This window comes from Candidatus Palauibacter soopunensis (assembly GCF_947581735.1).
Classification (GTDB): Bacteria; Gemmatimonadota; Gemmatimonadetes; order Palauibacterales; family Palauibacteraceae; genus Palauibacter; species Palauibacter soopunensis.
The window spans coordinates 151,060-176,058 of record NZ_CANPVT010000007.1; the positions used below are offsets into that span (position 1 = coordinate 151,060).

General features: G+C 70.8%; 21 protein-coding genes. 8 read left to right on the forward strand and 13 right to left on the reverse strand.

What is annotated here, in order from left to right; translation table 11 throughout:
* Nucleotides 1–177: 177 nt before the first annotated feature.
* Together RN901_RS03900 and RN901_RS03905 are read right to left on the reverse strand one after the other, a co-directional pair.
* Nucleotides 178–870 (reverse strand): 4'-phosphopantetheinyl transferase superfamily protein, encoded by a 693-nt coding sequence (locus tag RN901_RS03900; protein WP_310756147.1) that lies wholly within the window; start codon nucleotides 868–870, stop codon nucleotides 178–180.
* Nucleotides 871–887: 17 nt separating this feature from the next.
* On the reverse strand, nucleotides 888–1,916 hold the full coding sequence (locus RN901_RS03905; RefSeq protein WP_310756149.1) for an SDR family oxidoreductase: 1,029 nt from the start codon (nucleotides 1,914–1,916) through the stop codon (nucleotides 888–890).
* A 158-nt stretch (nucleotides 1,917–2,074) separates the two neighbouring features.
* Between RN901_RS03905 and RN901_RS03910 the strand changes: the two genes are divergently transcribed.
* The 3 genes from RN901_RS03910 (at nucleotide 2,075) to RN901_RS03920 (ending at nucleotide 5,900) form a co-directional block, all read left to right on the forward strand.
* Nucleotides 2,075–2,452 (forward strand): DUF2281 domain-containing protein, encoded by a 378-nt coding sequence (locus tag RN901_RS03910; RefSeq protein WP_310756151.1) that lies wholly within the window; start codon nucleotides 2,075–2,077, stop codon nucleotides 2,450–2,452.
* Nucleotides 2,453–2,528: 76 nt separating this feature from the next.
* Complete coding sequence (gene guaB, locus RN901_RS03915; RefSeq protein ID WP_310756153.1) at nucleotides 2,529–3,995, forward strand: IMP dehydrogenase; 1,467 nt, start codon at nucleotides 2,529–2,531, stop codon at nucleotides 3,993–3,995.
* Between the two features lie 177 nt (nucleotides 3,996–4,172).
* Complete coding sequence (locus RN901_RS03920; protein WP_310756155.1) at nucleotides 4,173–5,900, forward strand: LysM peptidoglycan-binding domain-containing protein; 1,728 nt, start codon at nucleotides 4,173–4,175, stop codon at nucleotides 5,898–5,900.
* Here the strand turns inward: RN901_RS03920 and RN901_RS03925 are convergent.
* From RN901_RS03925 to RN901_RS03975, 11 genes are all read right to left on the reverse strand, one after another.
* On the reverse strand, nucleotides 5,790–7,247 hold the full coding sequence (locus RN901_RS03925; protein WP_310756157.1) for a nucleotide sugar dehydrogenase: 1,458 nt from the start codon (nucleotides 7,245–7,247) through the stop codon (nucleotides 5,790–5,792). The two genes, RN901_RS03920 and RN901_RS03925, sit on opposite strands and share 111 nt — an antisense overlap.
* Before the next feature lie 19 nt (nucleotides 7,248–7,266).
* Nucleotides 7,267–7,749, reverse strand: a complete 483-nt coding sequence (gene moaC, locus RN901_RS03930; protein WP_310756159.1) for a cyclic pyranopterin monophosphate synthase MoaC — start codon at nucleotides 7,747–7,749, stop codon at nucleotides 7,267–7,269.
* A 14-nt stretch (nucleotides 7,750–7,763) separates the two neighbouring features.
* Nucleotides 7,764–8,984: an AAA family ATPase gene (locus RN901_RS03935; RefSeq protein ID WP_310756161.1), complete on the reverse strand. Its 1,221-nt coding sequence runs from the start codon at nucleotides 8,982–8,984 to the stop codon at nucleotides 7,764–7,766.
* Complete coding sequence (locus RN901_RS03940) at nucleotides 8,963–10,141, reverse strand: M23 family metallopeptidase (protein WP_310756163.1); 1,179 nt, start codon at nucleotides 10,139–10,141, stop codon at nucleotides 8,963–8,965. Before RN901_RS03940 ends, RN901_RS03935 begins: the two co-directional genes overlap by 22 nt.
* A gap of 73 nt (nucleotides 10,142–10,214) precedes the next feature.
* Entirely contained in the window at nucleotides 10,215–11,081 is an 867-nt protein-coding gene (locus RN901_RS03945; protein ID WP_310756241.1) for a permease-like cell division protein FtsX, read from the reverse strand.
* Between the two features lie 5 nt (nucleotides 11,082–11,086).
* Nucleotides 11,087–11,755 (reverse strand): cell division ATP-binding protein FtsE, encoded by a 669-nt coding sequence (gene ftsE, locus RN901_RS03950; protein ID WP_310756165.1) that lies wholly within the window; start codon nucleotides 11,753–11,755, stop codon nucleotides 11,087–11,089.
* A complete protein-coding gene (locus RN901_RS03955) occupies nucleotides 11,752–12,708 on the reverse strand; it encodes a 4-hydroxythreonine-4-phosphate dehydrogenase PdxA (protein WP_310756167.1) in 957 nt (318 codons plus the stop codon). Before RN901_RS03955 ends, ftsE begins: the two co-directional genes overlap by 4 nt.
* Nucleotides 12,709–12,713: 5 nt before the next feature.
* Complete coding sequence (locus tag RN901_RS03960) at nucleotides 12,714–14,093, reverse strand: peptidylprolyl isomerase (RefSeq protein ID WP_310756169.1); 1,380 nt, start codon at nucleotides 14,091–14,093, stop codon at nucleotides 12,714–12,716.
* 22 nt (nucleotides 14,094–14,115) lie between these two features.
* On the reverse strand, nucleotides 14,116–17,415 hold the full coding sequence (gene mfd, locus RN901_RS03965; protein WP_310756171.1) for a transcription-repair coupling factor: 3,300 nt from the start codon (nucleotides 17,413–17,415) through the stop codon (nucleotides 14,116–14,118).
* Nucleotides 17,416–17,438: 23 nt separating this feature from the next.
* On the reverse strand, nucleotides 17,439–19,427 hold the full coding sequence (locus RN901_RS03970) for a BatA domain-containing protein (protein ID WP_310756173.1): 1,989 nt from the start codon (nucleotides 19,425–19,427) through the stop codon (nucleotides 17,439–17,441).
* Nucleotides 19,428–19,443: 16 nt separating this feature from the next.
* Entirely contained in the window at nucleotides 19,444–20,385 is a 942-nt protein-coding gene (locus tag RN901_RS03975) for a DUF58 domain-containing protein (RefSeq protein WP_310756175.1), read from the reverse strand.
* Between the two features lie 85 nt (nucleotides 20,386–20,470).
* On the opposite strand from RN901_RS03975, the gene RN901_RS03980 reads away from it, so the two are divergent.
* From RN901_RS03980 to RN901_RS04000, 5 genes are read left to right on the forward strand one after another with little or no spacing between them, the layout of a single operon-like run.
* Nucleotides 20,471–21,928 (forward strand): M28 family peptidase, encoded by a 1,458-nt coding sequence (locus RN901_RS03980; RefSeq protein WP_310756177.1) that lies wholly within the window; start codon nucleotides 20,471–20,473, stop codon nucleotides 21,926–21,928.
* A 1-nt stretch (nucleotide 21,929) separates the two neighbouring features.
* Nucleotides 21,930–22,460, forward strand: coding sequence for a YtxH domain-containing protein (locus RN901_RS03985; protein ID WP_310756179.1), 531 nt, complete (start codon nucleotides 21,930–21,932; stop codon nucleotides 22,458–22,460).
* 3 nt (nucleotides 22,461–22,463) lie between these two features.
* Entirely contained in the window at nucleotides 22,464–22,937 is a 474-nt protein-coding gene (smpB, locus tag RN901_RS03990) for an SsrA-binding protein SmpB (RefSeq protein WP_310756181.1), read from the forward strand.
* Nucleotides 22,927–24,186, forward strand: coding sequence for an N-acetylmuramoyl-L-alanine amidase (locus RN901_RS03995; protein WP_310756183.1), 1,260 nt, complete (start codon nucleotides 22,927–22,929; stop codon nucleotides 24,184–24,186). Before smpB ends, RN901_RS03995 begins: the two co-directional genes overlap by 11 nt.
* The gene (locus tag RN901_RS04000) at nucleotides 24,180–24,992 is read left to right on the forward strand and encodes a hypothetical protein (protein ID WP_310756185.1); all 813 of its coding nucleotides are present in this window, start codon (nucleotides 24,180–24,182) and stop codon (nucleotides 24,990–24,992) included. Before RN901_RS03995 ends, RN901_RS04000 begins: the two co-directional genes overlap by 7 nt.
* Nucleotides 24,993–24,999 lie beyond the last annotated feature (7 nt).

Here is a 24,999-nt window from a genome sequence, read left to right on the forward strand (position 1 = left end):
GCGTACTAAGGGGGGGTTCGTACGTTCGGTTCCGCGGCTGGCGGTCGGGCACGACCCGCAATGTCGCGAGGCACTATGGGGAGCGGATCGGCCATCGTCAACCTTGCTCGCCGCCGCCGGACCATCAGGGGTCCCGCCGCCGAACCATCGGGGGTCCCGCCACGGTGCGACGGACCGCTAGGGCCAACTCCATTGCCGGACGGATTTCGGCCTCCGGGAGCATGCCACGGCGCCCGTGAAGCCTTCTCCGGGGAAGAGGTCCATCAACCACCAGGAGCGCCCGTCGAGCTCCCCGCGAATCGTGTCGACGCGGCCCAGCGGACGTGACAGGCCGAGTCCGGCGGCCTTGAGGATCGACTCCTTCCGGGCCCAGATCCGGAAGAACTCCGGCCTGGCCGCCGAGGTCTCCCAGTCGGACCGGAGGCGGCGTTCTTCGGGGGAGAGGTGGTCGCGCGCGAGGGCCCCCGGGTAGCTGAGCGGCCGGATGCGTTCGATGTCGACGCCGATCTCGCCGAGCTGGCCCACCGCGCAGAGCGCGAGTCCGCCGGAATGGCTGAGGTTGAAGAAGAACAGGGGAGCGTCGCCGGCCCCGTCGCCCGCCCGCGTCGACACGAGCCGGGGCTTTCCGTGCTCTCCGTACTCCAGCGCCAGCTCGCCGGGCGGGATCTGCAGGTACTCGGAGAGGAGACGCCGCAGCGCGATGCGGGCGCGGCGGAACCGCGCGCGCGCCTTCGCGCTGACGAGTCGCTCGGCCCGGGCCCGCTCGTCGGGGCTCAGGAGGGCGCGGCCGCCGGACCCGTCACGGGCGGAGAGGTCGATCCTCCACACGTGAAGGTCGGACCCCGGCAGCCCCGGGGGACGGGGGCCCACGGGCCAGTTCCCGCCGTTCAGAGGGCGGCGTACCAGTCGAGCGTGGACCGAAGACCTTCGAGGAGCGTCCGGCGTGGTTCGTATCCCAGCCGTTCCCGGGCCTTCGAGATGTCCGCATAGGAATGCCGTACGTCACCGGCCCGGAAGCCCTCGTACAGGGGTTCCGCGCTTCCCACGTCCGGCCGCTTCTCCGCGAGCCCCGACCGGATGAGGGCGAACAGTTCGTTCAGCGTCGTGGGATCTCCCGCGGCGACGTTGTAGACGCCGAGCGCCGTCTCCGCCCCCGTCGTGGCGGCGAGCAGGTTCGCCTGTACCACGTTGTCGATGTAGCAGTAATCCCGGGTCGTCTTCCCGTCCCCGTAGATCCGGCACGGCTTTCCCGCGAGCATCCGCAGGGTCCAGCGCGGTATGACGGCGGCGTACGGGCCGTCGGGATCCTGCCTCTTGCCGAAGACGTTGAAATAACGGAGTCCGACGACCTCGAGGTTGTAGCTGCGGCGGTACATCTCCGCGTACAGCTCGTTGACGCGCTTCGTGGCCGCATAGGGGGATGCCGGGTTTCCGATGCGGGCTTCCACTTTCGGGAGGTGGGGCGAATCCCCGTACACCGAACTCGACGAGGCGTATACGAGACGGGAGACGTCGGCGTCGCGGGCCGCGTCCAGCACGTTGATGAACCCCTCGACGTTGCGGGCATACGTCTCCTGCGGCTCCTTGACGGATCGGGGCACCGAACCCAGCGCGGCCTGGTGCAGCACGATGTCGATATCGCGGCACGCATCGACGACGGCGCCGGCCTCGACGACGTCCCGCTCGACGAAACGGCAGCGGCCCACAGGGGCGCCCGAGGCCGCCACGGCTTCGTCGAGGTTGCCGCGGTGTCCGGTCGAGAGGTCGTCGAGCACCACGACCTCCTGTCCCAGCGTCAGGAGCCGCTCGACGAGGTGGGATCCGATGAAACCGGCGCCCCCCGTGACCAGCCATCGCCGGGGGGCCGCCGCGAGTTCTTCACAGGCAAGATCATAGGCGGTTTTCACGCGCAACATGTTATGCTTGGGGCGGCGGACGGCGGAACCCCTCGCGCCGCCGCGCGCGCCGCGTACTTGAAACCTGCCCCCTGCCGGGCGGAGTATGAGGGGGACCGGCGAAGGCACGCCGGGCAACGCCGGTCGGGTTCGGGCGACCGCGGAGTCGGAAAGGCGCCATGGCCGAAGAAGGCATGAACGAGATCCTGAGGAAGAAGATCTGGAGGAAGCTCCAGGCTCTCCCCGAGGACAAGCAGTACGAGGTCGTCGATTTCATCGACTATCTCGCGTCGAAGTACGCGTCCCGGCCGGCCGCCGGCGCAGATCCGTTCCAGCACTTCGCCGAATCCGTCCATCGGGGGCTGCGGAGGACGCGGGCCTCGACGACCGCGGTCAAGGGAACGATGAAGGTGCTCGGCGCGGCCGACCGCGTGATCGACTCGTTCCGCGAAGCCGGGCGGGGATTCCTCGCCGAACTCGAAGCGGGCAACCCGGAACCGGAGCCCAAAGAGGATCGCCCGCCGCCCGAGACGCGCGAGATCGTGGTCGACCCCTAGGACCCGTGCGGTCGCCGCGGCGGTCGAACGCCGGGCGCTCGTTTGACGTCGCGCGGGCCGTCGCCTACGATGGCGCATGGAAGCTCCCACGCCGCGCTCCAGCCGCGAAGCGCTCACCTTTGATGACGTTCTGCTCGCTCCCGGGCATGCGCTCGTCCATCCGGCGGACGTCGACGTCTCCACCCGCCTGACCCAACGCATCCGACTCCAGATTCCGCTGCTCTCCGCCGCCATGGACACGGTGACGGAGTACCGCATGGCGATCGCTCTCGCGCGCGAGGGCGGCATCGGCATCATCCACAAGAACATGTCGATCGAAGCCCAGGCCCAGCAGGTCGACCGGGTGAAACGGTCCGAGAGCGGGATGATTCTGAACCCCGTCACGCTCGGACCTGACGCGACGCTGGGCGAAGCCCGCAGGCGAATGCGCGAGTTTTCGATCAGCGGGGTCCCGATCGTGGGCGATGACGGCGCGCTCGTCGGGATTCTGACCAACCGGGACCTGGTGTTCGAGACCGACCTCTCACGGCCGGTGCGGGACGTGATGACGAGCGAGAATCTCGTCACGGCGCCCACCGGGACGTCGCTCGAGCAGGCCGAGGACATTCTCCGCCGTCACAAGATCGAGAAACTCCCCGTGGTGGGAGAGGACGGGCGGCTCGCCGGGCTCATCACGGTCAAGGACATTTTCAAGCGGCGGCAGTTTCCCAACGCGACGAAGGATGGCCACGGACGGCTCCGGGTAGGGGCGGCTGTGGGGGCGAGCCGGAACGAACTCGAGCGGGCGCGGGAACTCGCCGGGGCCGGCGTGGACGTCGTCGTCGTCGACACCGCGCACGGACACTCGGAAGGCGTCCTCGAGGCGGTCACCCGGGTGCGGGAGGCGCTCCCCGACATCGACCTCATCGCCGGCAACGTCGCGACCCGCGACGGGGCGGCGGCGCTCGTCGAGCGCGGGGTGAATGCGGTCAAGGTCGGCGTGGGACCGGGATCCATCTGCACGACGCGCGTCGTCACGGGCGTCGGCGTGCCTCAGGTCACCGCGATCGAGGACAGCGTGGCGGGCGTGGAGGGCCGGGTGCCGGTCATCGGGGACGGCGGCATCAAGTATTCCGGCGACCTCGTGAAGGCGATCGCGGCGGGGGCGGAGACGTGCATGCTCGGGTCCATGTTCGCGGGCACCGACGAGAGCCCGGGCGAGACCTTCCTCCTCGAGGGCCGGCGGTTCAAGGTGATCCGCGGCATGGGCTCGCTGGCGGCCATGCAGGCCGGCTCGGCGGACCGGTACTTCCAGGAGGGGTCGGCCGCCCAGAAACTGGTCCCCGAGGGGATCGAGGGCCGGGTGCCCTACAAGGGACCGGTGGCGGACACCGTGTTCCAGCTCGTCGGCGGTCTCCGCAGCGGCATGGGGTACTGCGGCGCCGCCGACATCGACGAACTCCGCCGCGATTCCCGCTTCCTCCGCATCACCTCCGGCGGACTTCGCGAATCCCACCCGCACGATGTCGTGATCACGCGCGAAGCCCCCAACTACCATGTCTAGCAGGGCAACGAGGTCGAGCCGGGGCCGCCGGATCGATTCTCGACACCACACATCCCATTCGGTACGATATATCCGCGTGTTGTCCGGTCCTGCTTCCGGAGCGACGCCCTGGCGGGGTGGAGGGGCCTGGGGGTAGCAGTACCAAAGTTGTGGCGCCGAGAGGGGATTTGCCGCCTGATGACCAAACGATCATCGAAAACGCCCGTCTTCGCGCGCCTTCATTGGGCCGGCCTCGTACTCGCGGCGTTCGTCCTCCACGGGTGCGCGTTCACACAGCGCACACCGGATATCGGCCCGGCCCCGGAGACCGCGAACGTCGAGCCGGGCGCGCGCGACGCCGGCGAGGCGGATCCACCCGGAGCGACCCCGGAAGCGGGTGGCGCTTCCGCGTCGGCGCCGGCTCCGGACGACGAACTGATGCCGGAGGACCCGGTCGTGCCGGATCCCGTGGACGAAACGGCCGGCGGGCCGACCGCGGCGGAGATCGACCGGGCCATCCGCGAGATGCTCGGCGGCGACCCGATGGGGCTGGTTCACGAAGGAGAGGACCCGCGCGTTTTGAGGCTCGAGATGAACGAGCGCGTCCAATCGTGGGTCAACTTCTTCCAGACCGTCATCGGCGAGCGCTTCGCGACCTACCTCGGCCGCAAGACCCGTTACGAGTCCATGATTCGCCGGAAGCTGCGCGAGGCGGGGCTGCCGCAGGACCTCATCTACCTTGCGCTCATCGAGAGCGGGATGAACCCGAACGCCTACAGCCGCGCGAGCGCCGTGGGCCTGTGGCAGTTCATCGCGGGCACGGGGCGCCAGTACGGCCTCGAAATATCCTATTGGATCGACGAACGGAGAGATCCGGAGAAAGCGACCGACGCCGCGGTCCGGCACCTCAAGGATCTTTACGAGGAGTTCGGTTCCTGGTACCTGGCGGCGGCGGCCTACAACGGAGGACCGAACCGCGTCCGCCGCGGGCTCCGCACGGTGCCGGGCGGGACCTTCTGGGATCTCGCCGACCGCCGCCTGCTGCGACGCGAGACGCGGGACTACGTGCCGAAGATCATCGCGGCGGCCATGATCGGGCACGATCCCGCGCGCTATGGGTTCCCGGACCCGGAGCGAGAGACGATCCCGGAGTACGTGAAGGTGCGCGTGCCCGATGCGACGAGCTTCGACGTCCTGGCGGAGGTCGCCGGGACCGACGAGGAGACGATCAACCTCCTCAACCCCGAGTTTCCGCGCGACGTGACGCCACCGCACCGCGAGGTCGAGGTTCGGGTTCCGGTGGAGGGCGCCGCGCAGTTCGCGGTCCGGTATGCGGCCGTGCCGGAGGATGAGCGGGTGACCTGGACGTTCCACACGGTCCAGCGCGGTCACACGCTGGGGTGGATCGGGGAGCAGTACGGGGTGTCGGTGGCGGCGCTGCGCGCGGCGAACGGCAACGTGAACCCGCGTCGCCTGCAGATCGGCCAGCAACTCGTAGTTCCCCGATCGGCGCGGGCCTCCGGCGCGTCGATCGCGCGGAGTTCGAGTGCCCGCCCGATCACCGCGCGGACGAACGCCGAGGGGACGACCGTCGTCACGGTGCAGCGCGGGCAGACGCTGGGCGTGATCGCGCAGCGATACGGCGTGTCGTTGGCCGCACTGCGGGCCGCGAACGGCAATGTGAATCCGCGTCGCCTGCAGATCGGCCAGGAGTTGCTGATCCCGGCGACCGGCCGGTCGACTGGAACAGGGTCCGCCGGGTCCGCGAGCAATGGCGCCGGCCCCGTGACGATCGTGGTCCGGCCCGGCGACTCGCTATGGCTGATCGCCCGCCGACATTCGGTATCGACGCGCGAGCTCATCGAGTGGAATCGCCTCTCCTCGACCCGGATCCATCCCGGCGACCGGCTTCAGATCCGGCGCTGAGCCTCCGCGTGCCGGACCGGAGAGCGGATAGAGGACCGCACCTCCCGGCTCCGCATGCTCCCCGGGCCGCACCGCCAGGCCGTTGCGCGTATCGACGATGATCCGTGCCTTCTCGAGCACGAGACCGTAGTCCACCTGCGGGTGATCCGTGATGACGACCGTGGCGTGGCTCGATGCGAGCAAGTCCGCCGTCAGGGGCTCCGATTCGAGATCTCCGCCCTCCAGCGCCAGCCGCGGCACGAACGGATCGTGGTATGAGACCTCGGAGCCCTGTCGGCGCAGAAGTTCGATGACGTCGAGCGCCGGACTCTCGCGGACGTCGCCGACTCCCGGCTTGTAGGCGACGCCCAGCAGCAGGACGCGGCTGCCGTTCAGCGGCAGTCGATGCCGGTTGAGCGCCTGCGCGACGCGATCCACGACGTAGCGCGGCATCTCCGCGTTGACCTCGGCGGCGAGTTCGATGAAGCGGGTCCGGTACTGAAGCGTCCGCATCTTCCAGGCAAGGTATTGCGGGTCGATCGGGAGGCAGTGGCCGCCCAGACCCGGACCGGGCGTGAAACGCATGAAGCCGTAGGGCTTCGTCGCCGCGGCTTCGACGGCCTCGCCGATGTCGATCCCCAGACGATCCGCGATGACCGCCATCTCGTTCACGAGACCGATGTTCACGGCACGGAAGGTGTTCTCCAGCAGCTTCGTGAGCTCCGCGACTTCGGGCGACGAAACGCTCACGACTTCGTCGATGACCCGTTCGTAGAGACCGGCGGCGAGTTCGCGGCAGGAGGCGGTCAGTCCGCCCACGACCTTCGCCGTGTTCGTGAATGTGTACGTCGGATTGCCGGGGTCCACGCGCTCGGGGCTGAAGGCGAGGAAGAACTCGTTTCCCGCCGTGAGTCCGCCCTGCTCGAGTTCCGGCTGCAGGAGTTCCCGGGTCGTGCCCGGCCAGGTGGTCGACTCGAGGATGATGAGCTGACCGGGCCGAAGGCCGTCCCGGATGTGCCCGATCGCGTCGAGTATGTGGGAAACGTCGGGATCGCCCGTCTTCCCGAGCGGGGTGGGGACGCAAATGATGACGGCGTCCATCTCCCCGAGCCGGCCGAAGTCCGTTGTCGCGTCGAGGAGGCCGCTCTCGACGACGGCGGCGACGGCCCGCGCCGGGACATCGCCGATGTGGGAGTCGCCGCGCCGCACCCGCCGCACGACACGCTCATCGATGTCGAACCCCAGCGTCCGGAAGCCGGCGCCGGAGAACGCCGTGACGACGGGAAGACCGACATAGCCGAGCCCGAGCACGCCCACCCGGGCCGTGCCTGACTCGATCTTCTTCTGCAGCGCCTCCCGGTGGTTCACCGCGTCCCCCGTGTCCGCATCACTTCGAGTCCGCCGTCCAGGCGCCCGACCGTCCCCCGCGCTTCTCGAGGAGTCGAATCGGCCCCAGCGTCATGCCCCGGTCGATCGCCTTGCACATGTCGTACAGGGCGAGCAGGCCGGCCGCGACGCCGGCCAGCGCCTCCATCTCCACGCCCGTGCGCCACTCGGCGGAGGCGCGCACGCTGAGCCGGTAGGCCGGCGGCGTCTCCTCGGCTTCGAGGTCGACATCGACCGCGTCGAGCGGGATCGGATGGCAGAGCGGGATGAGGGTGGACGCCGCCTTGGCCCCCTGGATCGCCGCGAGACGGGCCACGGCGAGCGCCTCTCCCTTCTCGACCTCGCCCGCCCGGATGGCGTCGAGCGTCGCGCGGCGCATGCGGATCCGGCCTTCGGCCACGGCCACGCGCCGCGTGAGAGGTTTCTCTCCCACGTCGACCATTCGCACCCGTCCGTCCGGGTCCAGATGTGTGAGTCCGTCCACGAAGCTGCCTCCCGTCACAGACTTCTCAGTACCCCTGCAAACTGCGGTGTTCCCGCCATCCGGCCAGTGGAGCGGCCGGCGAAGGCCGCGCTCATCTCCTCGAGCAGGAGCGCCGTCGTCGCCTGCGGATTCAGGTTGCGGCCCACGCCTTCCATGGCCGCATCGACGGCACCGAGGGCTTCGAGGACCGCTCCTTCGGCCGGGACGCCGCCCGCTCCCCGGGCGCCCTGGCTTCCCGCTGCGCCGGACTTCTTCGTGCGATCCGGGTCCAGCGCCGCGTCGGCGGCGCCGGCCGCGACGCAGAGCATGTCCCGAAGGCGGATGCGCAGCGCCTCGAGCGCCGGCTCCAGCTCCCCTCGCGCGCCACGCGCGGAGTAGCGGGACGCGGCGCGATAGCGCGCCTGTGGCGAGCCGTCGAGGGCGGCGGCCAGCAGACCGTCCGCGGCGGCCCCGGACTCGTCGACTTCGGCGTCGACGAGCATGCGCGCCCGGTAGACGGCGCCACCGGCCCGCCGTGCGACCCCACGCGCCCGGTCGTCATCGCGCACGCCGAGGTGCTTCGCGACGTAGGCCGCCACGCGTTCGGTCGGCAGCGGCGCGATGCGGAGCGGCACCGTGCGGGACCGGATCGTCGGCAGAAGGGCATCCGGACGGCTGCTCGTGAGCACGAGGTACGCGAACGGCGGCGGTTCCTCCAGGAGCTTGAGAAAGGCGTTCGCCGCCTCGGGGCTCGCGCTCTGCGGCACCATCCGTTCCGCGTCCTCGATCACGAACACCGACCTGCGCGCCATCGACGGACGCCGGGACGCCTGGTCCCGGATGTTCTCCACGGCGGCCACGTAGAGTCCCGTGACCGCGTCCGGGTCCAGGCGCGCATGGAGGTCCTCCCGCAGCAGAGCGAGACGCTCGTGCCGCTGCGTTTCGATGGCCTCTCGCAGCTTGGCCCGCGAAGCGGCCCGCTTCGGGCGCGGCATGGGGAAGTGGAGGTGGATGTCCGGGTGCTCCAGCCGCGCCGCCATGCGGCAGTTCCGGCACTCCTCGCAGGGCACATCCGCGGCCTCGCACTCGAGCGCGCGCGCCATCCACAGAGCCAGCGAGCGCTTGCCGACACCCTCCGGGCCGTGGACGAGAAGCGACTGCGGCAGCCTCCGGCCCGCGACCGCGCCGGCCAGGCGTCGCAGAAGGTCTTCCTGCCCCCACGGACGCTCGACGGTCACGGGCGGCCCCTCAGCCACCGGACCGGATCCACCGCGCGGGGCCCCACCGTCCCCGGCTCGTAGATCTGGAACTCGATGTGCGGCCGGGTGGCGTCCCCGCCCACGTATCCGATCGCCTCTCCCTCGCCGACCGCCTGTCCCTCGCGGACCGTGACGTCGCGGAGCTTCTGGTAGGACGAGTAGAACCCTCCTCCGTGATCGAGGATCACCGTCTGTCCGGAGGCGCGCGCCGCCACGGAGGCGACGGTGCCGCGATCCACCGCGTTCACGGGCGTGCCGCGCGGGGCCGCGATCCCGATCCCTTCCCGCGGGATCGTCGTGCGTCCTTCCCGCTCGGGCCCGAAACGCCACAGGACCTCCCCTTCGACCGGCCAGGCGAGGCGCCCGAGATCCCCGGTCGTCAGCGATGAAACCGACGCCGCGCCCGCCTCGCGTTCCGCCGAGCGGCGTCGCTCTTCCAGCCCCGCCATGAGTGCGCGCAGCTCGGCCTCTTCCGCCGCCAGCCGGGCCAGCGTCGACTGCGCCTCGTCGCGGCGGTCGGCGAATCGGCGCAACCGCTCCTCCCGCTGCCGCTCCAACCTCTCCAACTCGCCGTATTCCCGGAGATTCTCCGCCCGCACGCGTGCGATCCGGTCGCTTTCCCGGCTCAATCCGCCGCGCAGATCCGCGAGCGTGTCCTCCAGCTTCTCCACGTCGTCCACGAGCATGCGGTCGAAGACGGCGATATCGCGGAGATACCTGTAGCGATTGAGCAGGTCCGAGAACGATCGCGAGGAGAGGAGCATCTCGACGGTGCGGAGCGGGCCGCGCTTGTAGATGTCGCGGAGCCGCGCCCGCAGCACGACACGGCGCGCCGCGAGTTCGTCGCGCGTGAGCAGCATCTCCCGCGTCATGGCCGTGAGCTGCTCCGAGAGCGCGAGCCGTTGAACGTCGAACTCGGCCAGAAGACTCGCGGAGGCGGCGATCTGTCGTTCGATGTTCACGAGTTCCGCCGAGTCGCCGCTGACCTGGCCCGCGATTCCCTCGAGTTCCCGGCGCAGCCGCTGTCGTTCCTCGCGGATGAGTTCGAGTCGCCCCTCGCTCTCTTCGAGGCGGCGCCGCACATCCGGCGACTCCTGCGCGACGGCGGGAGCGGGCGCGGTCCACGTCGGGCTCGCCGCGACGGCGACGCTCACGGCCCCGACGAGCCGCGTCGCCCACGCGCGGCGTCGCGCAACGCGAGTCGACCCGGGTCGTCCCTCGGATGCGCTAGGACGGGCCATACGCCCGTCCCACTTCACGGTGCACGGAGAAGGCGGCCGCGAGCAGGCCCAGCACGGCGGCGGCGGCGACGCCGGCCGCGGTCCAGAGGTGCGGGAGCCACGCGAGCGATTCGACGGCAGCGAAACGCACGGGGAAGACGACGTACGCGAGTCGCGTGACGCCGAGCGCGAGCAGTCCGCCCGCGAGCCCGGTGATTGCGCCCTCGAGGAGGAAGGGCCGCTGGATATAGCCCTCCCGCGCGCCCACGATCTGCATGATCTCGATCTCTTCGCCGCGCGCGAGGATGGCCATGCGCACCGTCGTGACGATGAGAAGCACCGCGATCAGCGCGAATCCGCCGCCCAGGGCCAGCGCGGTCCCCGTCGCCGCGTTCCGGAGGGCGAAGAGCCGCTCCACCCACTCATCCCCGAACCGCGCCTCCTCGATGAACGGATACGCCGCGAGCCGGCTCGCGGTCTCCGACACCGTTTCCGGAGTGCGGAAGCCCTCCCGGAGCCGGAGGTGAAACGACGCCGGAAGCGGGTTCACCGCCAGTTCGCCGTAGACGTTCGAGAACTCGACCAGATCGCGCCGCGCCCGCTCCAGCGCCTCGTCCTTCGAGACGTAGCGCACCGATTCCACGGCCGGGAGCGCCTCCAACTCCCGCCGAGCGGCCCGCACCTGTTCCGAGCCGGCGTCATCGAGCAGGTAGCCGACGACCTCCACGCGGCGTTCCACGTCGCTGATCGCACCGCCGATATTGTGCGCGACGAGCCCGAACAGACCGAGGATCACGAGGCTGAGCCCGATCGCCCCGATCGAGAGGGCGCACAGCAGAGGTGTGCGCCGGAAGCCCGCGAGCGCCTCGCGCATGGCTCTCACGCGGCGGAGTCGCGGGCGAGTCGCCCGTCCTCCAGCTCGAGTCGACGGATCCGCGGGTGTCGGCGCACGAAGTCCGCGTCGTGGGTGGCCATGAGCACGGCCGTGCCGAGGCGGTTCAGCATCCCGAACAGCTCGAACACCCCCCCCGCGGCGTCGGGATCGAGGTTGCCCGTGGGCTCATCGGCGAGGAGGATCCGCGGTTCCGTGGCGAGGGCGCGCGCCACCGCCACGCGCTGCCGTTCTCCGCCCGACAGCTCCGATGGTCGCGAGCGGGCGCGGGCGGCGAGACCCACCTGACTCAGCAGCCGCTGGACGCGCCCCGCGATCTCGCGGCGCGGCGTCCCGATGACTTCGAGCGCGAAGGCCACGTTCTCCGCGGCGGTCAGCCGTTCCAGCAGCTTGAAGTCCTGAAACACGAACCCCACGCGCCGCCGCAGGGCGGGAATGTCCCGGCGGCGGACCCGCCTCGAGTTGTAGCGTGAGACCTGAACCTCGCCTTCGGTCGGCCGGGTCTGGAAGTGGATCAGTTCGAGCACTGTCGACTTGCCCGCCCCCGACGGTCCCGTGAGGAAGGCGAACTCCCCCTTCCGGAGACGGAACGACACCCCCCGGAGCGCGTCTCCGGAGCGCGGGTAGGCCTTTGAGACGTTTCTCAGCGAGATCATCTCGCGACGGCCCGCGCCGCGCAGAACCGGGCGCAGAGGTCGATGGCGGCGCGCATCGCTCCCGGATCCGCGATCCCGCGGCCCGCGATATCCATGGCCGTGCCGTGATCCGGAGAAGTTCGCGGGAAGGGAAGCCCGGCCGTGACGTTCACGCCTTCGTTCATCGCGATCGTCTTCAGCACGGCGAGACCCACATCGTGGTAAGGCGTCACGACCAGGTCCGCCTCCCCCGAAAGCGCCTTCAGGAAGACGGTGTCCCCGGGGAAGACTCCGAGAATCTCCACGGCGGGGTCCGAAGCGAGCCGCGCGAGCGCCGGCGCGAACACCTCGATCTCCTCGTCACCGAAGAGTCCACCTTCGCCGGCGTGCGGATTGAGCCCCGCGAAGGCGAGGCGTGGCCGCTCGATCCCCCACCAGGCGCGCAGCGCTTCGATCGCGATCACGGACCGGCGTGCGAAGAGGTCCACATCGAGCACGGAGGGTACGTCGCGCAGGGGGAGATGCGCGGTGAGGAGCGCCAGGCGCAGGGATCCGCCGAGGGGCGTGCGCTCGGCGGACATCATCATCGTGACCTCGCGCGCCCCGGCCAATTCCTGGAGGAACTCCGTATGACCGGGGTGTGTGTACCCCGCGGCCCGCAGGGCGGCCTTGCTGATCGGAGCCGTGACGATCCCGTCGATGTCTCCCGTCCGCGCCATCGCGACGGCCCGTTCGATGGCCCGCCCCGACAGCACGCCCGCGAGCCTCTCGCCGCCCGCGGGGTCCCAGTCTCCCACCGCTTCCCGAGGCACCCCTTCCAGGCCGTCCTCCACCTCGCCGAGCGACCGTGGCCCCACGAGGACCGCGTCGATCCCGTCCACCCCCGAGAACGAGGAGAGCGCCGCCGCGGTCACCTCCGGCCCGATCCCGCGCGGATCCCCCAGCGTGATCCCGAGGCGCGGCATGCGGGTCATCTTCCTCAGAATCTCACATCGATGTACGTGTTGGAACGCACCTCTTCGAGGATGATGTCGATCTGCTTGCGGGTCCGGAGGCTCTGCCGGATCTGGTCCCGCACGTCGCCGATCTCGATCGGCCCCTCGGGGCGAAACGTCAGGACATGGACGAGCCCGAACTCCGTGGGACCGCCGCGCTCTACCGGCAGCGGCCCGTATACGGTGCCGGCCGTCGGGGCGGTGAGCCCGGACTCGGCGCCCGCGCCCGTGAACTGGCTCACCAGACTCCCGAGCGGGACGTCGTCGAAGCGGATCGCCTCATCGGCCACCTGCCCGCGAAACAGGGCCACAAGTCGCTCGGGGTCCGCGCCCGCCCGCAGGCTGTCCGCGATCTCAACCGCGAGCGTGCGGGCCGCGTCGATGTCTTCGTCCTTGATCTCGGGGCGCAGGAGGATGTGGCGCAGAAAACGCTCCGCCCCCCGCTGTCGCTCGACCTTGACGAAGTGGAGTCCGAACTGCGTCTGCACCGGACCCACCGTCTGGCCGGGGCGCGCCCCCCAGGCGGCGTCGCCGAAGGGTTTCACGAGCAGTTCGCGGTTCATCCAGCCCAACTCGCCGCCCTGCTCCCTGGTGCCTTCATCATCGGAATGGCGGCGGGCGAGAACCGAAAACTCATCCTCGTTCGCGAAATCGTTCTGAACGCGAACCGTGCGCGCCAGGACGCTGTCCCGGGCCGCGCCGCTCGGAAGCGGCGTGACCACGAGCCGGTTGTACGAGACGAGCGCGGGGCGCGGAGGCTGGTTCTGCGCGAACTCCTCGAAGGCGGCCTCGACCTCTTCCTCGCTGACGATGACCGGCGGCAGGTCGGTGCGCTGCTCGAGTTCGATCCGGTAGGCCTGGCGCATCCCTTCGGCATGAGCCTGGGCGCGGAGCATCTGGCGGAACTGGAGCATGTTCATGCCCGTCTCCTCCACCGCCAGCATCATCTCCTCGTCGGAGGAGAATTGGCCCCTCGTCTCCCCGAAGTAGCTGTCCGCCATCTCGGCCACGCGGTCCTCGGGCACGGTGACGCCCGCGTTCTTCGCCTGTTGAAGGAAGATGAGGTCGTCGATCATCGCATCGAGCACTTCGCGGGCGAACGCGTCCCAGCGTTCGGTCCCCTCGGGCGGAACGCGCGCGCCGCGGGCCTGTAGCTGGTAGAGCGTGACCTGGATGTCGGAGATCAGGATCGCCGTGTCGCCGACCACGGCCACCATCCGGTCCAGCGTCTCCACGCCGGGGGGAAACTCCGTCGCCCGCACGGTGTCGGGCGCCGCGGGTTCGTTCTCCTGCAGCCCGGAGAGGGGCGCAATGAGGGCGAGCGCCGCCACGAGCAGGCAGACTCCGGCCCGGAGGGCCTTCATTCCACGATTGATATCTATCACGCTAGACTCCTCCGGCGGTCGCCGGAACTTTCATCTCTTTCGCGTCGGCGGTCTCCGGTGCCGCCAGGATCCCCAGGGCTTCCACCAGCAGCGGCAGCAGGGGCTCGGTTCCCGCCCGTCGCAGGATCAACGATAACGGTTCCAGCCGCCGTACTTCAACGTGCAACTGACGGTCCGCGAGCGCGTTCGTGAGGAGCCGGAGCCGCGGCGAGGCCGTCGCTTCGAACGAGATTCGGGCGTCGTCGTCGGAGGCCCGGATCCAGTCCGCGCCGACCGCCGCCCCGAGGATCCGGAGTTCCGCCGCCGCGAGGAGACGCGCCGCGGGGGGCGGAAGGCGGCCGAAGCGATCCTCGAGTTCCGCGCGGAACGCCTTCACCTCTTCCCATTTCGTGAGACGCGAGAGACGGCGATAGAGATGCATCTTCACCGGCGACCCGGCGACGTAGGCATCGGGGAGGAACGATTCTCCGTCCACGGAGACCCGGGCGCGCGGCGCGGGGTCCGAGGATTCTCCCTTCAAGCGCCTGAGGGTGCTCTCGACGAGCCGCTGCCACGTCTCGATCCCCACCGCGGTCGCGAAGCCGCTCTGCTCTCCGCCCATGAGGTTCCCCGCCCCCCGCAACTCGAGGTCCTTGAGCGCGACCTCGTATCCCGAGCCCAGTTCCGTGTGGTGTTCCAGCACGCGCAGCCGCTCCGCCGCGTCCGGCGCGACATCGGAGGGGACGACGAGATAGCAGTAGGCCCGGCGGTGTGAGCGGCCGACCCGCCCCCGAAGCTGGTAAAGCTGGGCGAGGCCGAAGTTGTGGGCCCGGTGGACGATCATCGTGTTCGCGGACGGGACGTCGAGTCCGTTCTCGATGATGGACGTGCAGATGAGGAGATCGATCTCGCCGCGGACGAAGCGGTGCATGACGTCCTCGAGTTCGCGCTCCGGCATCTGGCCGTGCGCGATGGCGGCCCGCGCTTCGGGCATCAGTCTTTCGACCCGGCTCGCGGCGGCGTGGATCGTCTCTACGCGGTCGTGGACGAAGAACACCTGGCCGCCGCGGTCGAACTCGCGCCGCAGAGCCTCCTCCAGGATCCCGTCATCCCAGGACAGCACGTGCGTGATGATCGGCATGCGGTTTCTGGGCGGCGTGCGGATCGTGGAGAGGTCGCGCAGCCCGCCGAGCGCCAGGTGAAGGGTCCGGGGGATGGGCGTCGCCGTGAGCGTGAGGACGTCCACCGTCTCGCGGTACTCCTTCAGCCGCTCCTTCTGGCGGACGCCGAAACGCTGCTCCTCGTCGACGATGAGGAGGCCGAGGTCGCGGAATTCGACGTCGCGCGAGAGGAGCCGGTGCGTGCCGATGACGATGTCGACGGTCCCGGCTCGGAGCCCCGCGATGACGTCGCGCTGCTCACGGGGAGTGCGGAAGCGCGACAACCCTTCCACGTGCACCGGGAAGCCCGCGAGGCGCTCGCGGAAGGTGGCGAGATGCTGATCCGCCAGGATCGTGGTCGGGGCGAGCACGGCAACCTGCGCGCCGTCCTGCACCGCCTTGAACGCCGCGCGGATCGCGACCTCCGTCTTCCCGAAGCCGACGTCCCCGCACACGAGGCGATCCATCGGGACCGGCGCCTCGAGATCCCCCCGTACGGCCTCCCAGGCGCTGAGTTGATCCGGCGTCTCATCGTAGAGGAAGGCGGACTCCATCTCGCGCTGCCAGGCGGTCTCGGCGGGGAAGGCGCGGCCGGGCGACATCTTGCGTCGCGCGTAGAGCTGGAGGAGTTCGACCGCCGTGGCCTCGATCGCCCTGACGGTCCGGTTCCGGAGCTGTTTCCACTTCCGCCGGCCGAGCCTGTGGACCGCGGGCGGCTGGGCGTCGGAGCCGGCGGCGCTCCATCGTTCGATGAGATCCAGCCGATAGTGCGGGAGCCTCAGGATTTCGCCGTCGGCGTAGCGGATCTCCATCGTCTCGATCGTCTCGCCGCGCACGTCGACGCGTTGCAGGCCCATGTAGCGGCCGATCCCGTGCTCCATGTGAACCACGTAGTCCCCGGGTTCGATGGCCGCGATGGACTCGATGGTCGCGGCGCCGCGCAGCCGGACGCGGTGGCGGCGATACCGGCGCCGGAACACCTCGTGATCCGTGAGGACGAGCAGGGTGCCGGGGACGCCGACCCTGAACCCGCCGCTGAGCGATCCGATGGCGAGGGTGACCTCTCGGGCCAGCGCCGCACCCCCGCGTTCGGTGAGGATCTCCTCCAGCCGCTCGACCTGGCCGTCGTTGTCGCAGAAGACGATGAATCGTTCGCCGCGGGCGCGCGCCGTGCCGATCTCGCCCACGAGCCGCTTCATGTCCCGGTCGATGGAGGGTGGAGGCTCGACCGGAAGCCGGATTGCGGCCGGCGCCTCCCGCTCCGGGGCCGTGAATTCGAGCCGGCGGAACGCGGCGAGCCTTCGCTCCGCCTCGGTGGGCGAGAGGACGAGAGATTCGGCCGGCTCCGCGCCGGCGCCGACGCGTTTCCTCGCGTCCCGGACCTCATCCCACAGGCGATCGCGGGCCCGGACGCCCCCTTCCGGCTCGAGGATCAGAGCGAGGGCCGTCGGAGGCAGCGTCTCGAGGAGGGCGCGCCGCTCCACGTCGCCCGCCGTTTCGGAGCCCCGCAGCGCGATCGGAAGCACATCCACGCTCTCCAGGGTTTCGGTCGAACGCTGCGTGAGCGCGTCGAAGCGGCGCACCGATTCCACCTCGTCGCCCCAGAGTTCGATCCGAAGCGGCGCCGGATGTCCGAACGGGAACAGGTCCACGATCCCGCCGCGGATCGCGTAATCCCCGACTTCACGCACCGTGTGGGTGCGGCCGAATCCCATCTCCTCGAGGCGGCGGCCGAGTTCGGCCAGAGGGTGCGCGGCCCCGCGCCGGATCGTGAGGGCGAGGCTCGTGCCGGGTCCGACGGGGATCGGCGCGCGTTCGGCGAGCGCCCGGGCCGTCGTCGTGAGGATGCGGCAGCGCCCGCCGAGCAGCGCCCCCATGGCGTCCACGCGCTGGGCCTCGATCTCGATGTGGGGGTCCGCGTCCTCGTACGGAAGGGCCTCTCGTTGCGGATAGCAGCGGGCGCCGGCGGCCCCGAGCGTGCGGAGGTCCTCGTATAGCGCGTCGGCCCGCTCGGGGGTGTCTGCCACGAGGACGATGGGCGCGCCGACGGCCAGGTCGTCGAGCGCGAGCGCAAGCGCGGCGGGTCCCGCCCCCGGGAGCGGGTGGACGAACGCACGGGTACCACGCCGCGAGAGCGCCTCCGGGATTCCGGCGGCTCGCACGGTTCGGAGGAACGACGTTCGAATCAGTTCGACGCGCCCGATGTCACCTCGCTCCCTTCACCGTCCGCGCTCGGGCGGCGCGACCGGCCCGGCGTCGCCAGGTACAGCTCGATCCCGATCAGCGCGAGCGCGAGCGCGATCAACCAGGGGGCCATGTCCCGGCCCCGCCGCGCGCGGAAGATACCGTCTTCCCAGGCGCTCGCGTCGGGGCCCGCCGTGAATACCGGCCGGCCGGCAAACAGTTCCTCCAGTTCGCGCGGCGCCATCGGCGTGGGATCCGCCTCCTCCGCCGGCACGTTCGCCGCGAAGTGCGCCTCCACGCCCGCCCCGTCGCTCCCGGTACCCCGGACCGCATACACTCCCGCCCTGAGCGGCGTAAACCGCGCTCCGCCCTCCACGCCCCGCACCGTCCCGTCGGGGGACTCGACCTCGCTCGCCCACTCCGGGAGGGTCAGCGGCCGCCCCGCCCCGAAATCGGCGAAGGGCCAGGTCGCCAGGTGAGACCAGTGCACAAGGAGCGCTTCGAGGAAGGGGACCATGGCGGGATGCGCGGGGAGATCGCTGGCGCCGGCGGTGAGCGACGAGGCGGAGATCAACGCCAGCCGATCGTCCGACTCCGTGCGGATGAGCCACGGTTCTCCGTCTTCCGTGCGCAGCAGCGCCGTGTCGGCGGTCGACCCGCCGCCCGTCGCGCGGAGGAGGTAGCGCTGCCGGACCCGAACCCCCGAGAGCGAGAACGCGGCCTCCGGCTCCACGAGTCCGAGGTCGCCCGATCCCGCATCGACGCGTGCCTGCCAGGCGATCCCGGCGGAGGCCAGTCCCTGGTTGAACGCCGCGAGGTCCACCGGGTCCGCGGGCGGAACGAAGATGACGGTCTCCGCGCCCTCCCACGGCGCACCGACGCTCGCATCCCCGTCCACGACCGCGACGGCCGCGTTTCCTCCCGTTCCCAGCCGCCCTCCGTCGCGAAGCGTCTCGATCCCGAGTCCGACGAAGCTGGTTGCGTCGCCGTGGAAGCGGACCGTGGGCGGAGGCACGACCCGGATCGCGAAGTAGCGCAGGTCATCGGCCCGCGCGCCGGCGGGATCCACCTCCAGCCGCCCTTCGTGCAGCCCCGGCCCGAGTTCCGGAAGGCCGAGGATGGCGCTCGCTCCCCATGGGGCCCGGGCGGCGCCGGCGAGCCGTCCGTCGAGTTCGAGACGGATGTCCGCTTCCGCCGCGGCGGCGTCCGGCGGATCCACCGGGGCGGACGGCCCGCTGCGCGCGCTCCGCACGATGACGCCGTGCCCCGTCCCGGACGGCGCGGTCGTGCCGCCCGTGAGTTCGACATCGACGAGAGCGCCGTTCGGCTCGGCCGGCGGCCGGGGCGCGTAGGCCACGAGGGGGGCGGCGTCGCCGGCCGCCGCCGGGGCGGTCCGCAGAGCCGACGCCTGCAGGTCCGACAGCAACTGGACTTCGCGCCGCCGCTCGCCGTCGGCGGGGAGCGCCGCGGCGGCCCGCGCCACGACGGCGGCCAGGTCCGCCGCGCCGTCCGTCGGCCGGATTTGCCCGAGCGCCGGCGCGGCCCGCCCCGCGGACACGCCGGCCGCGAGCGGTTCCCCCACGGTGGGGAAGAGCCACACGCGGTCTTCCGGGCGGGCTGCGGCGAGCGCCGACCGGGCGAGCTCCACGAGCGACTCGAACAGGAGGCGGTCTTCGTCCAGGCGCCCGACGCTCGCCGAGTTGTCCACGATGAGCGCGAGGTCCGTCGGCTCGTGGTCGTGGGCGCCGCCCCGTCCGATGAGCGGACCCGCCGCGGCGAGCGCGAGCGCGATCAGGAGGCCGATCCGCACGGCGAGCAGCAGCAGGTCGGAAGCCGCGAGCGACCTCGAGCGCGCGTCTTCCGCGCGGCTCAGATAGCGGAGCGCCGGGAAGGACACGCGGCGGTCGGTCTGGCGCCGCCGCAGGTGGAGGATGAGCGGCACGACGACGCTCAGTCCGAGCGCCAGCGCCGACAGGTAGAGGAAGCTCAAGCCACCCCGGCTCCCGTCACCCGCCGGCCCGCCTGCGCATGAACTGCCGCAGCGCGAGCCCGAGGGGAGTGTCCGTCGTGAGGAGCGCGTAGTCGGCCCCCCAGCGCAGCGCCTCCTTGCGCCAGCCATCGACCGCCGCCTCGACCGCCTCCCGGTACTGCCTGCGGAGCGCCGCGGAGTTGGCGCCGAGTTCCTCGCCCGTTTCGGGGTCGAAGAAGATCGCCTCCCCCTCCGCGGGAAGTTCACGCTCGCCGGGGTCCATGATGTGGAACAGGATCACCTCATGGCCGCGGTGCCGGAGATAGCGCAGGGACATCCGCGTCGTATCCGGGTCCACCAGCAGGTCCGAGATGAGCACGACGAGGCCCCGCCGCTGAAGCCGGCCGGCAATCTCCTTGAGCGCGGAACCCGCATCCGTCCGGCCATCGGCGGCGAGGCGCGTGAGTTCGCCCAGTAGCCGGCGCCAGTGGCGGCGCGTGGTGCGCGGCGCCATGTGCACCCGCAGCGCCTCATCGAAGGCGATGAGTCCCGTCGCGTCTCCCTGCTGCACGAGGAGCAGCGAAAGCGAAGCCGCGAGCAGCCGCGCGTAGGCGAGCTTGGTCGGAAAGCGCTCCGCGTCCGACACCCAGCCCATCGACCGGCTCACGTCGACGAGCAGGTAGGCCCGCAGGTTCGTCTCTTCCTCGTATTGCTTGATGAAGAGGCGGTCCGTCCTCGCGTAGGCCTTCCAGTCCAGGTAACGGAGATCGTCGCCGTGGTTGTACGGGCGATCCTCGGCGAATTCGGCGGAGAAGCCGCGCTTCGGCGAGTCGTGGAGCCCGATGAGAAACCCTTCGACGATGTGGCGCGCCACGAGTTCGAGGTGCGAAAGGCCCACGATCTCGCGCGGACTCGCGAGATCGAGGCGCTGCCGGGAAGCGTCGAGAGCGGAGGTGAGAGTTGCGGTGCCTTCGGTCATCGGAAAAGACTAGCAGCCCGTGGCGGAGCCCCGCCACACGTTGCGGACTTGCCTTCGGTCGAACGTCTCTCCGGGAAGGAAGCAAATGAAAAGGATATGGGTCCCGCTGCTGGCGCTCACGGCCTTCCCCGCCGGAATCTCCGCGCAGGCGGAGACCGGGGCGGCGACCATCACCGCGGGCGACCTGCGGTTTCGGATCGGCGCGCTGGCGCACGACTCGATGCGCGGCAGAGCGACGCCGAGCCCGGAGCTGGACAAGGCGGCGCGGCACATCGCCGGTCGTTTCGAGGAATTCGGCCTCCAGCCGGCGGACGGCGACAGCTACCTGCAGGAGTATCCGCTGACGGCTTCCCGGGCCGGCGCCCCGGGCCGGCAGTTGCTCGAGATCGACGGACCGGGCGGCGGGACGATCGACGTGTCCGACATCCTGTCCGTTCCGGGCGGCCGCGGCGAGGCCGTGGGTCCGCTTGCGATCCTGACGCCCGGCGGCGCCGACCCGCCCCCCGGCGCCGTCGCGGTCATGCCGGTCACGCCCGAGGACACCCGGCGAGCCCTCGAATCCGTCCGCGGCATCCTCGATGGCGGGGCGGTCGCCGTGCTGCTCGCGGTCGACGCGCCGGACGACTACTTCGACGGCATGCGGCGCTTCTACGAGCGGGAGCGGCTGTCCGTCGGCATGCCGGAGGAACTCGGCGCCCCGGTCGCGCTCGTCCGGACGCCCGCGCTTCCCGAAACGCTGCGCGCGGCCCTCGCTTCCGGCGCGGGCACGACCGCCTGGGAGGTGACGGTGCGCACGCACTCCGAATTCCGCGAGGAGAGGGCCTTCAACACGATCGGCTGGATCGAGGGTTCGGACCCCGACCTCCGCGGCGAGTTCGTTGTCTTCACGGCCCACATGGATCACGTGGGCGTGGGGCGGCCCGTCGACGGGGACTCCATCTACAACGGCGCCGATGACGATGCCTCCGGAACCGCGGCGATCATTGAACTCGCGCAGGCGTTCGCGTCGCTGGAAACACCGCCTCGCCGCTCCCTCGTATTCATGACCGTCAGCGGGGAGGAGCGTGGACTTCTCGGCTCCGGGTGGTATGCCGAGAACCCGCTGTTCCCCCTCGGAGCGACCGTCGCCAACCTGAACATCGACATGATCGGCCGGAACTGGCGCGACACCGTCGTGGCGATCGGCGCCGACGAATCCACGCTCGGCACGACACTTCGGCAGACGCTGCGGGAGCACCCGGAACTCGGGCTCGAGATGATCGACGACCCGTGGCCGGAGGAGAATTTCTATTTCCGCTCCGACCACTACAGTTTTGCGAGGAAGGGCGTACCCATTCTCTTCTTCTTCACGGGTACGCACGAAGACTATCACGGTCCCAACGACGAGGCGGACCGGATTCTGTACGACAAGACGGCGCGCATCACGCGTCTCATCTATCATCTCGGGCAGCGGATCGCCGACGCCAATGAACGGCCCGAGTGGGATCCGGCCGCGTACAGGCGGGTTGTAGAGGGCGTCGGGCGCCAGCAGGAGAGGGAGTGACATGTCGGAGCAGGATCAACAGCCGTACGTGATCGTGGAACGCCGGGCATCCGGGGTCGTCGCCTTCCTCTGCGGCGCCCTCGTGGGTGCAGGCGTCGCGCTGCTTCTGGCACCGAAATCCGGCCGCGAGACGCAGGCCGACCTCCGGGAGGGGGCCCGCCGGCTCAGGGAGGGGACGGGCGAGCGCCTCACGGACCTCCGGGAGACGCTCGGGGACCGCTACGACCGCACGCGCGACGAGGTGGAAACGCGTGTCGGGGCCTTCCGCAAGAACGTCGCCGACCGCCAGAAGAAGGCGGGGGAGGCGCTCAAGGCGGGAAAGGACGCGGCCCGGCAGGCCCGCTCCGACCTCGAGGCGCGCGTCGCCGAGTCCAAGGAGGCCTACCGCGCGGCGCTGGCGGACGGCGAGGCGCCGGAGGAACAGGCGGAGAACGGGTCCGCGGATGGATCGGGAGGCGGGGACGAGGCGGGCGATGCGCCGGAGGCCGACGAGAGCGCCGGGGAGGCGGACGGCGGGGCGTCCCGGGAGTGAGCCGTGGGCGATCGCGATGGGGTCCGGGTCATCGCCCGCAACCGGAAGGCTCGCCACGACTACGAGGTGCTCGAGCAGTTCGAGGCGGGGATCGTGCTGCGGGGCGCGGAGGTGAAGTCGCTCCGGGACGGGAAGGCGAGCTTCGCGGACTCGTTCGGGCGGATCGACGGCGGGGAGGCGTGGCTCCATAATCTCCACATTCCTCCGTACGACAAGGCGACGATCGATGCCCCCGATCCGGTGCGTCGGCGAAAGCTCCTGCTCCGGAGAAGGGAGATCGATCGTCTGCGCTCGAAGACGCGGGAGAGCGGGCTGACGCTCGTGCCGCTGGACATCCATTTTCGGCGCGGCTTCGCCAAGGTCACGCTGGGGTTGGCGCGGGGGAAGAAGCACCGGGACCGGCGGGAGGATCTGAAGAGGAAGACGATGCAGCGGGAGGCCGAGCGGGCGAAGAGGGAGGCGGCGCGTGGCGGGTGACCGGGGAGCCGGCGGCGAACGCGGCCGGGTCGGCGCGGGCGGGCGGATCGTGGCGGCCGCCGTCGTCGTCGCGCAGGCCATGCTCTCGGGGACGCTGACCGGAATCGACGCCCAGGCGCCCCCCGAGACGGTTCAGGCGGAGGTTTCGGGCCGCACCGTGAGTCTCGCCGTCGCGCGGCACCGGGCCTACCCCGCCGTGGATGTGACGGATCTCGCGCTCGCGCTGGAAGGCGTCCTCGAGGACGTGACGCGAAACGGCGTCTTCCTTCGGGCCCGCCTCCACGGCGACGAGGTCGCGTTCGAGGCCGAGTCTCCCTTCTTTCGACGCGGGGGGCGCGCGGTGCAGCTCGCGAACCCGCCCTATGAGGAAGGCGGCGCCTTCTGGCTTCCGGCCGAGTTCCTCACGCGGTGGGTGTCGGAGGGGCCGCCGCCGGTCGCCGCCGTGTCCGAGGGGTCTCAGGCGCCCGACTCATCTCCGGCGTCCCCATCCTCCCCGCCGGCCACCGACCCGTTGCCGGCCCGCGTCGACCCGGCGGCGCCGTGGCGCGTGATCATCGACCCCGGCCACGGAGGCCGCGACCCGGGAACGCTGGGCAGCGCGAGCTACGAGAAGGACATCGTGCTCGCGATCGCGAGACGACTGTACGAGGAGCTGGAAGGGCGCGAGATGGTCGAGCCTCATATGACCCGGGACGCCGACGTCTACGTGGACCTCGACGAACGGTCCCAGTTCGCGGTGGACCGGGCCGGCGATCTCTTCGTCTCGATCCACGCCAACGCTGCGGGGGACGAGCGGGCGCGTGGGTTCGAGACCATCTTCCTCGGGCAGGCCCGCTCGGAGGAGGCGCGCGAGGTCGCGCTGCGGGAGAACCGGGGTCCCGAGGTGGATGACGCGGCGGGTTCGCCCTCCGACGTTCAGTTCATTCTCGCGGGACTGGACCGCACCGAGAATCTTGCGGAGTCTCGGCTCTTTGCCGGGTTCGTGCAGAACTCGATCCGGACGGTCCGGCGCGGGGGATCCCCCGATCGCGGCGTCATACAGGGCCCGTGGTGGGTCCTCCTGGGGGCGCTCGTGCGCATGCCGTCGGTGATCGTCGAAGTCGGTTTTCTCTCCAACGACGAAGAGGAGCGCTACCTGAACGGCGAGGAAGGACAGCGAGCGATCGCGCGCGCGATCGCGGACGCGATCATCGCGTACCGCGAGGACGTGCTGCGCCGATACGCGCCCCCGCCGGAGTCGGGGTGCTGAGCGCCGGCCGCGATGTGGCGGTGGAGCGCGCGGCGCCCGTGAGCCGGCGGGCGGCGCTGCTCTCCACGCGCCTCGTGGCCCGCGATACCTGGTGGCAGGAGTTCGACTGCCCGGACATCGCGGCCGCCGCGCTCCCCGGGCAGTTCGTCATGCTCGGCGTCGGGCTCGACGCGCCGGGGGCCTGGCTCCTCCCGCGTCCGTTCAGCGTCGGCTGGACGGGCCCCGGCGGCGAGGTCGGCATCCTGCTGCGCGCCTACGGACAGGGCACCCGGGCGCTTGCGAAGCTGGAAGTCGGGCAGACCGCCCTCCTCCTGGGTCCGCTGGGCCGGCCCTTCGACACGGAGGGCGCGGACGTCGAGTGCGTCGCGGGCGGCGTCGGGCTCGCCCCGTTCATCTTCCTCGCGGCGCGCGAAGCGGCGGCGGGACGGCGGGTGCGGCTCATCTATGGCGAGCGGGACGCCGGAGCGGTGTTCGACCCCGCTCTCATCGCCCGCCTCACGGATCACGACCCGGAGTTGTTCACGGAAGACGGGAGCGCCGGCCGGAAGGGCCTCGTGACCGCGGGTCTCGACCCGGTGTCGAGCGCGCTCCTCCTCGGCTGCGGTCCGACGCCGCTCCTGCGCGCGCTCGCCGCCTTCGCGCGCGAACACGGTCGCAGGCTCCAGGTCTCGGTGGAAGAGCACATGGGCTGCGGGATCGGCACCTGCCAGGGGTGCGTCGTGCGCGCGGCGGACGGGAGCTGGGTGAAGTCGTGCATCGAGGGCTCCGTCTTCCCCGCGGAGGAACTCGACTGGGGGGAGATCTGACCTCGGC

Bases quoted from the DNA above. Each gene is read 5' to 3' on its own strand.
- RN901_RS03905 (WP_310756149.1), bottom strand. From the start codon at position 1,916: ATGTTGCGCGTGAAAACCGCCTATGATCTTGCCTGTGAAGAACTCGCG.
- RN901_RS03910 (WP_310756151.1), top strand. From the start codon at position 2,075: ATGGCCGAAGAAGGCATGAACGAGATCCTGAGGAAGAAGATCTGGAGG.
- guaB (WP_310756153.1), top strand. From the start codon at position 2,529: ATGGAAGCTCCCACGCCGCGCTCCAGCCGCGAAGCGCTCACCTTTGAT.
- RN901_RS03920 (WP_310756155.1), top strand. From the start codon at position 4,173: ATGACCAAACGATCATCGAAAACGCCCGTCTTCGCGCGCCTTCATTGG.
- RN901_RS03945 (WP_310756241.1), bottom strand. From the start codon at position 11,081: ATGCGCGAGGCGCTCGCGGGCTTCCGGCGCACACCTCTGCTGTGCGCC.
- ftsE (WP_310756165.1), bottom strand. From the start codon at position 11,755: ATGATCTCGCTGAGAAACGTCTCAAAGGCCTACCCGCGCTCCGGAGAC.
- RN901_RS03955 (WP_310756167.1), bottom strand. From the start codon at position 12,708: ATGACCCGCATGCCGCGCCTCGGGATCACGCTGGGGGATCCGCGCGGG.
- RN901_RS03960 (WP_310756169.1), bottom strand. From the start codon at position 14,093: ATGAAGGCCCTCCGGGCCGGAGTCTGCCTGCTCGTGGCGGCGCTCGCC.
- RN901_RS03975 (WP_310756175.1), bottom strand. From the start codon at position 20,385: ATGACCGAAGGCACCGCAACTCTCACCTCCGCTCTCGACGCTTCCCGG.
- RN901_RS03980 (WP_310756177.1), top strand. From the start codon at position 20,471: ATGAAAAGGATATGGGTCCCGCTGCTGGCGCTCACGGCCTTCCCCGCC.
- RN901_RS03985 (WP_310756179.1), top strand. From the start codon at position 21,930: ATGTCGGAGCAGGATCAACAGCCGTACGTGATCGTGGAACGCCGGGCA.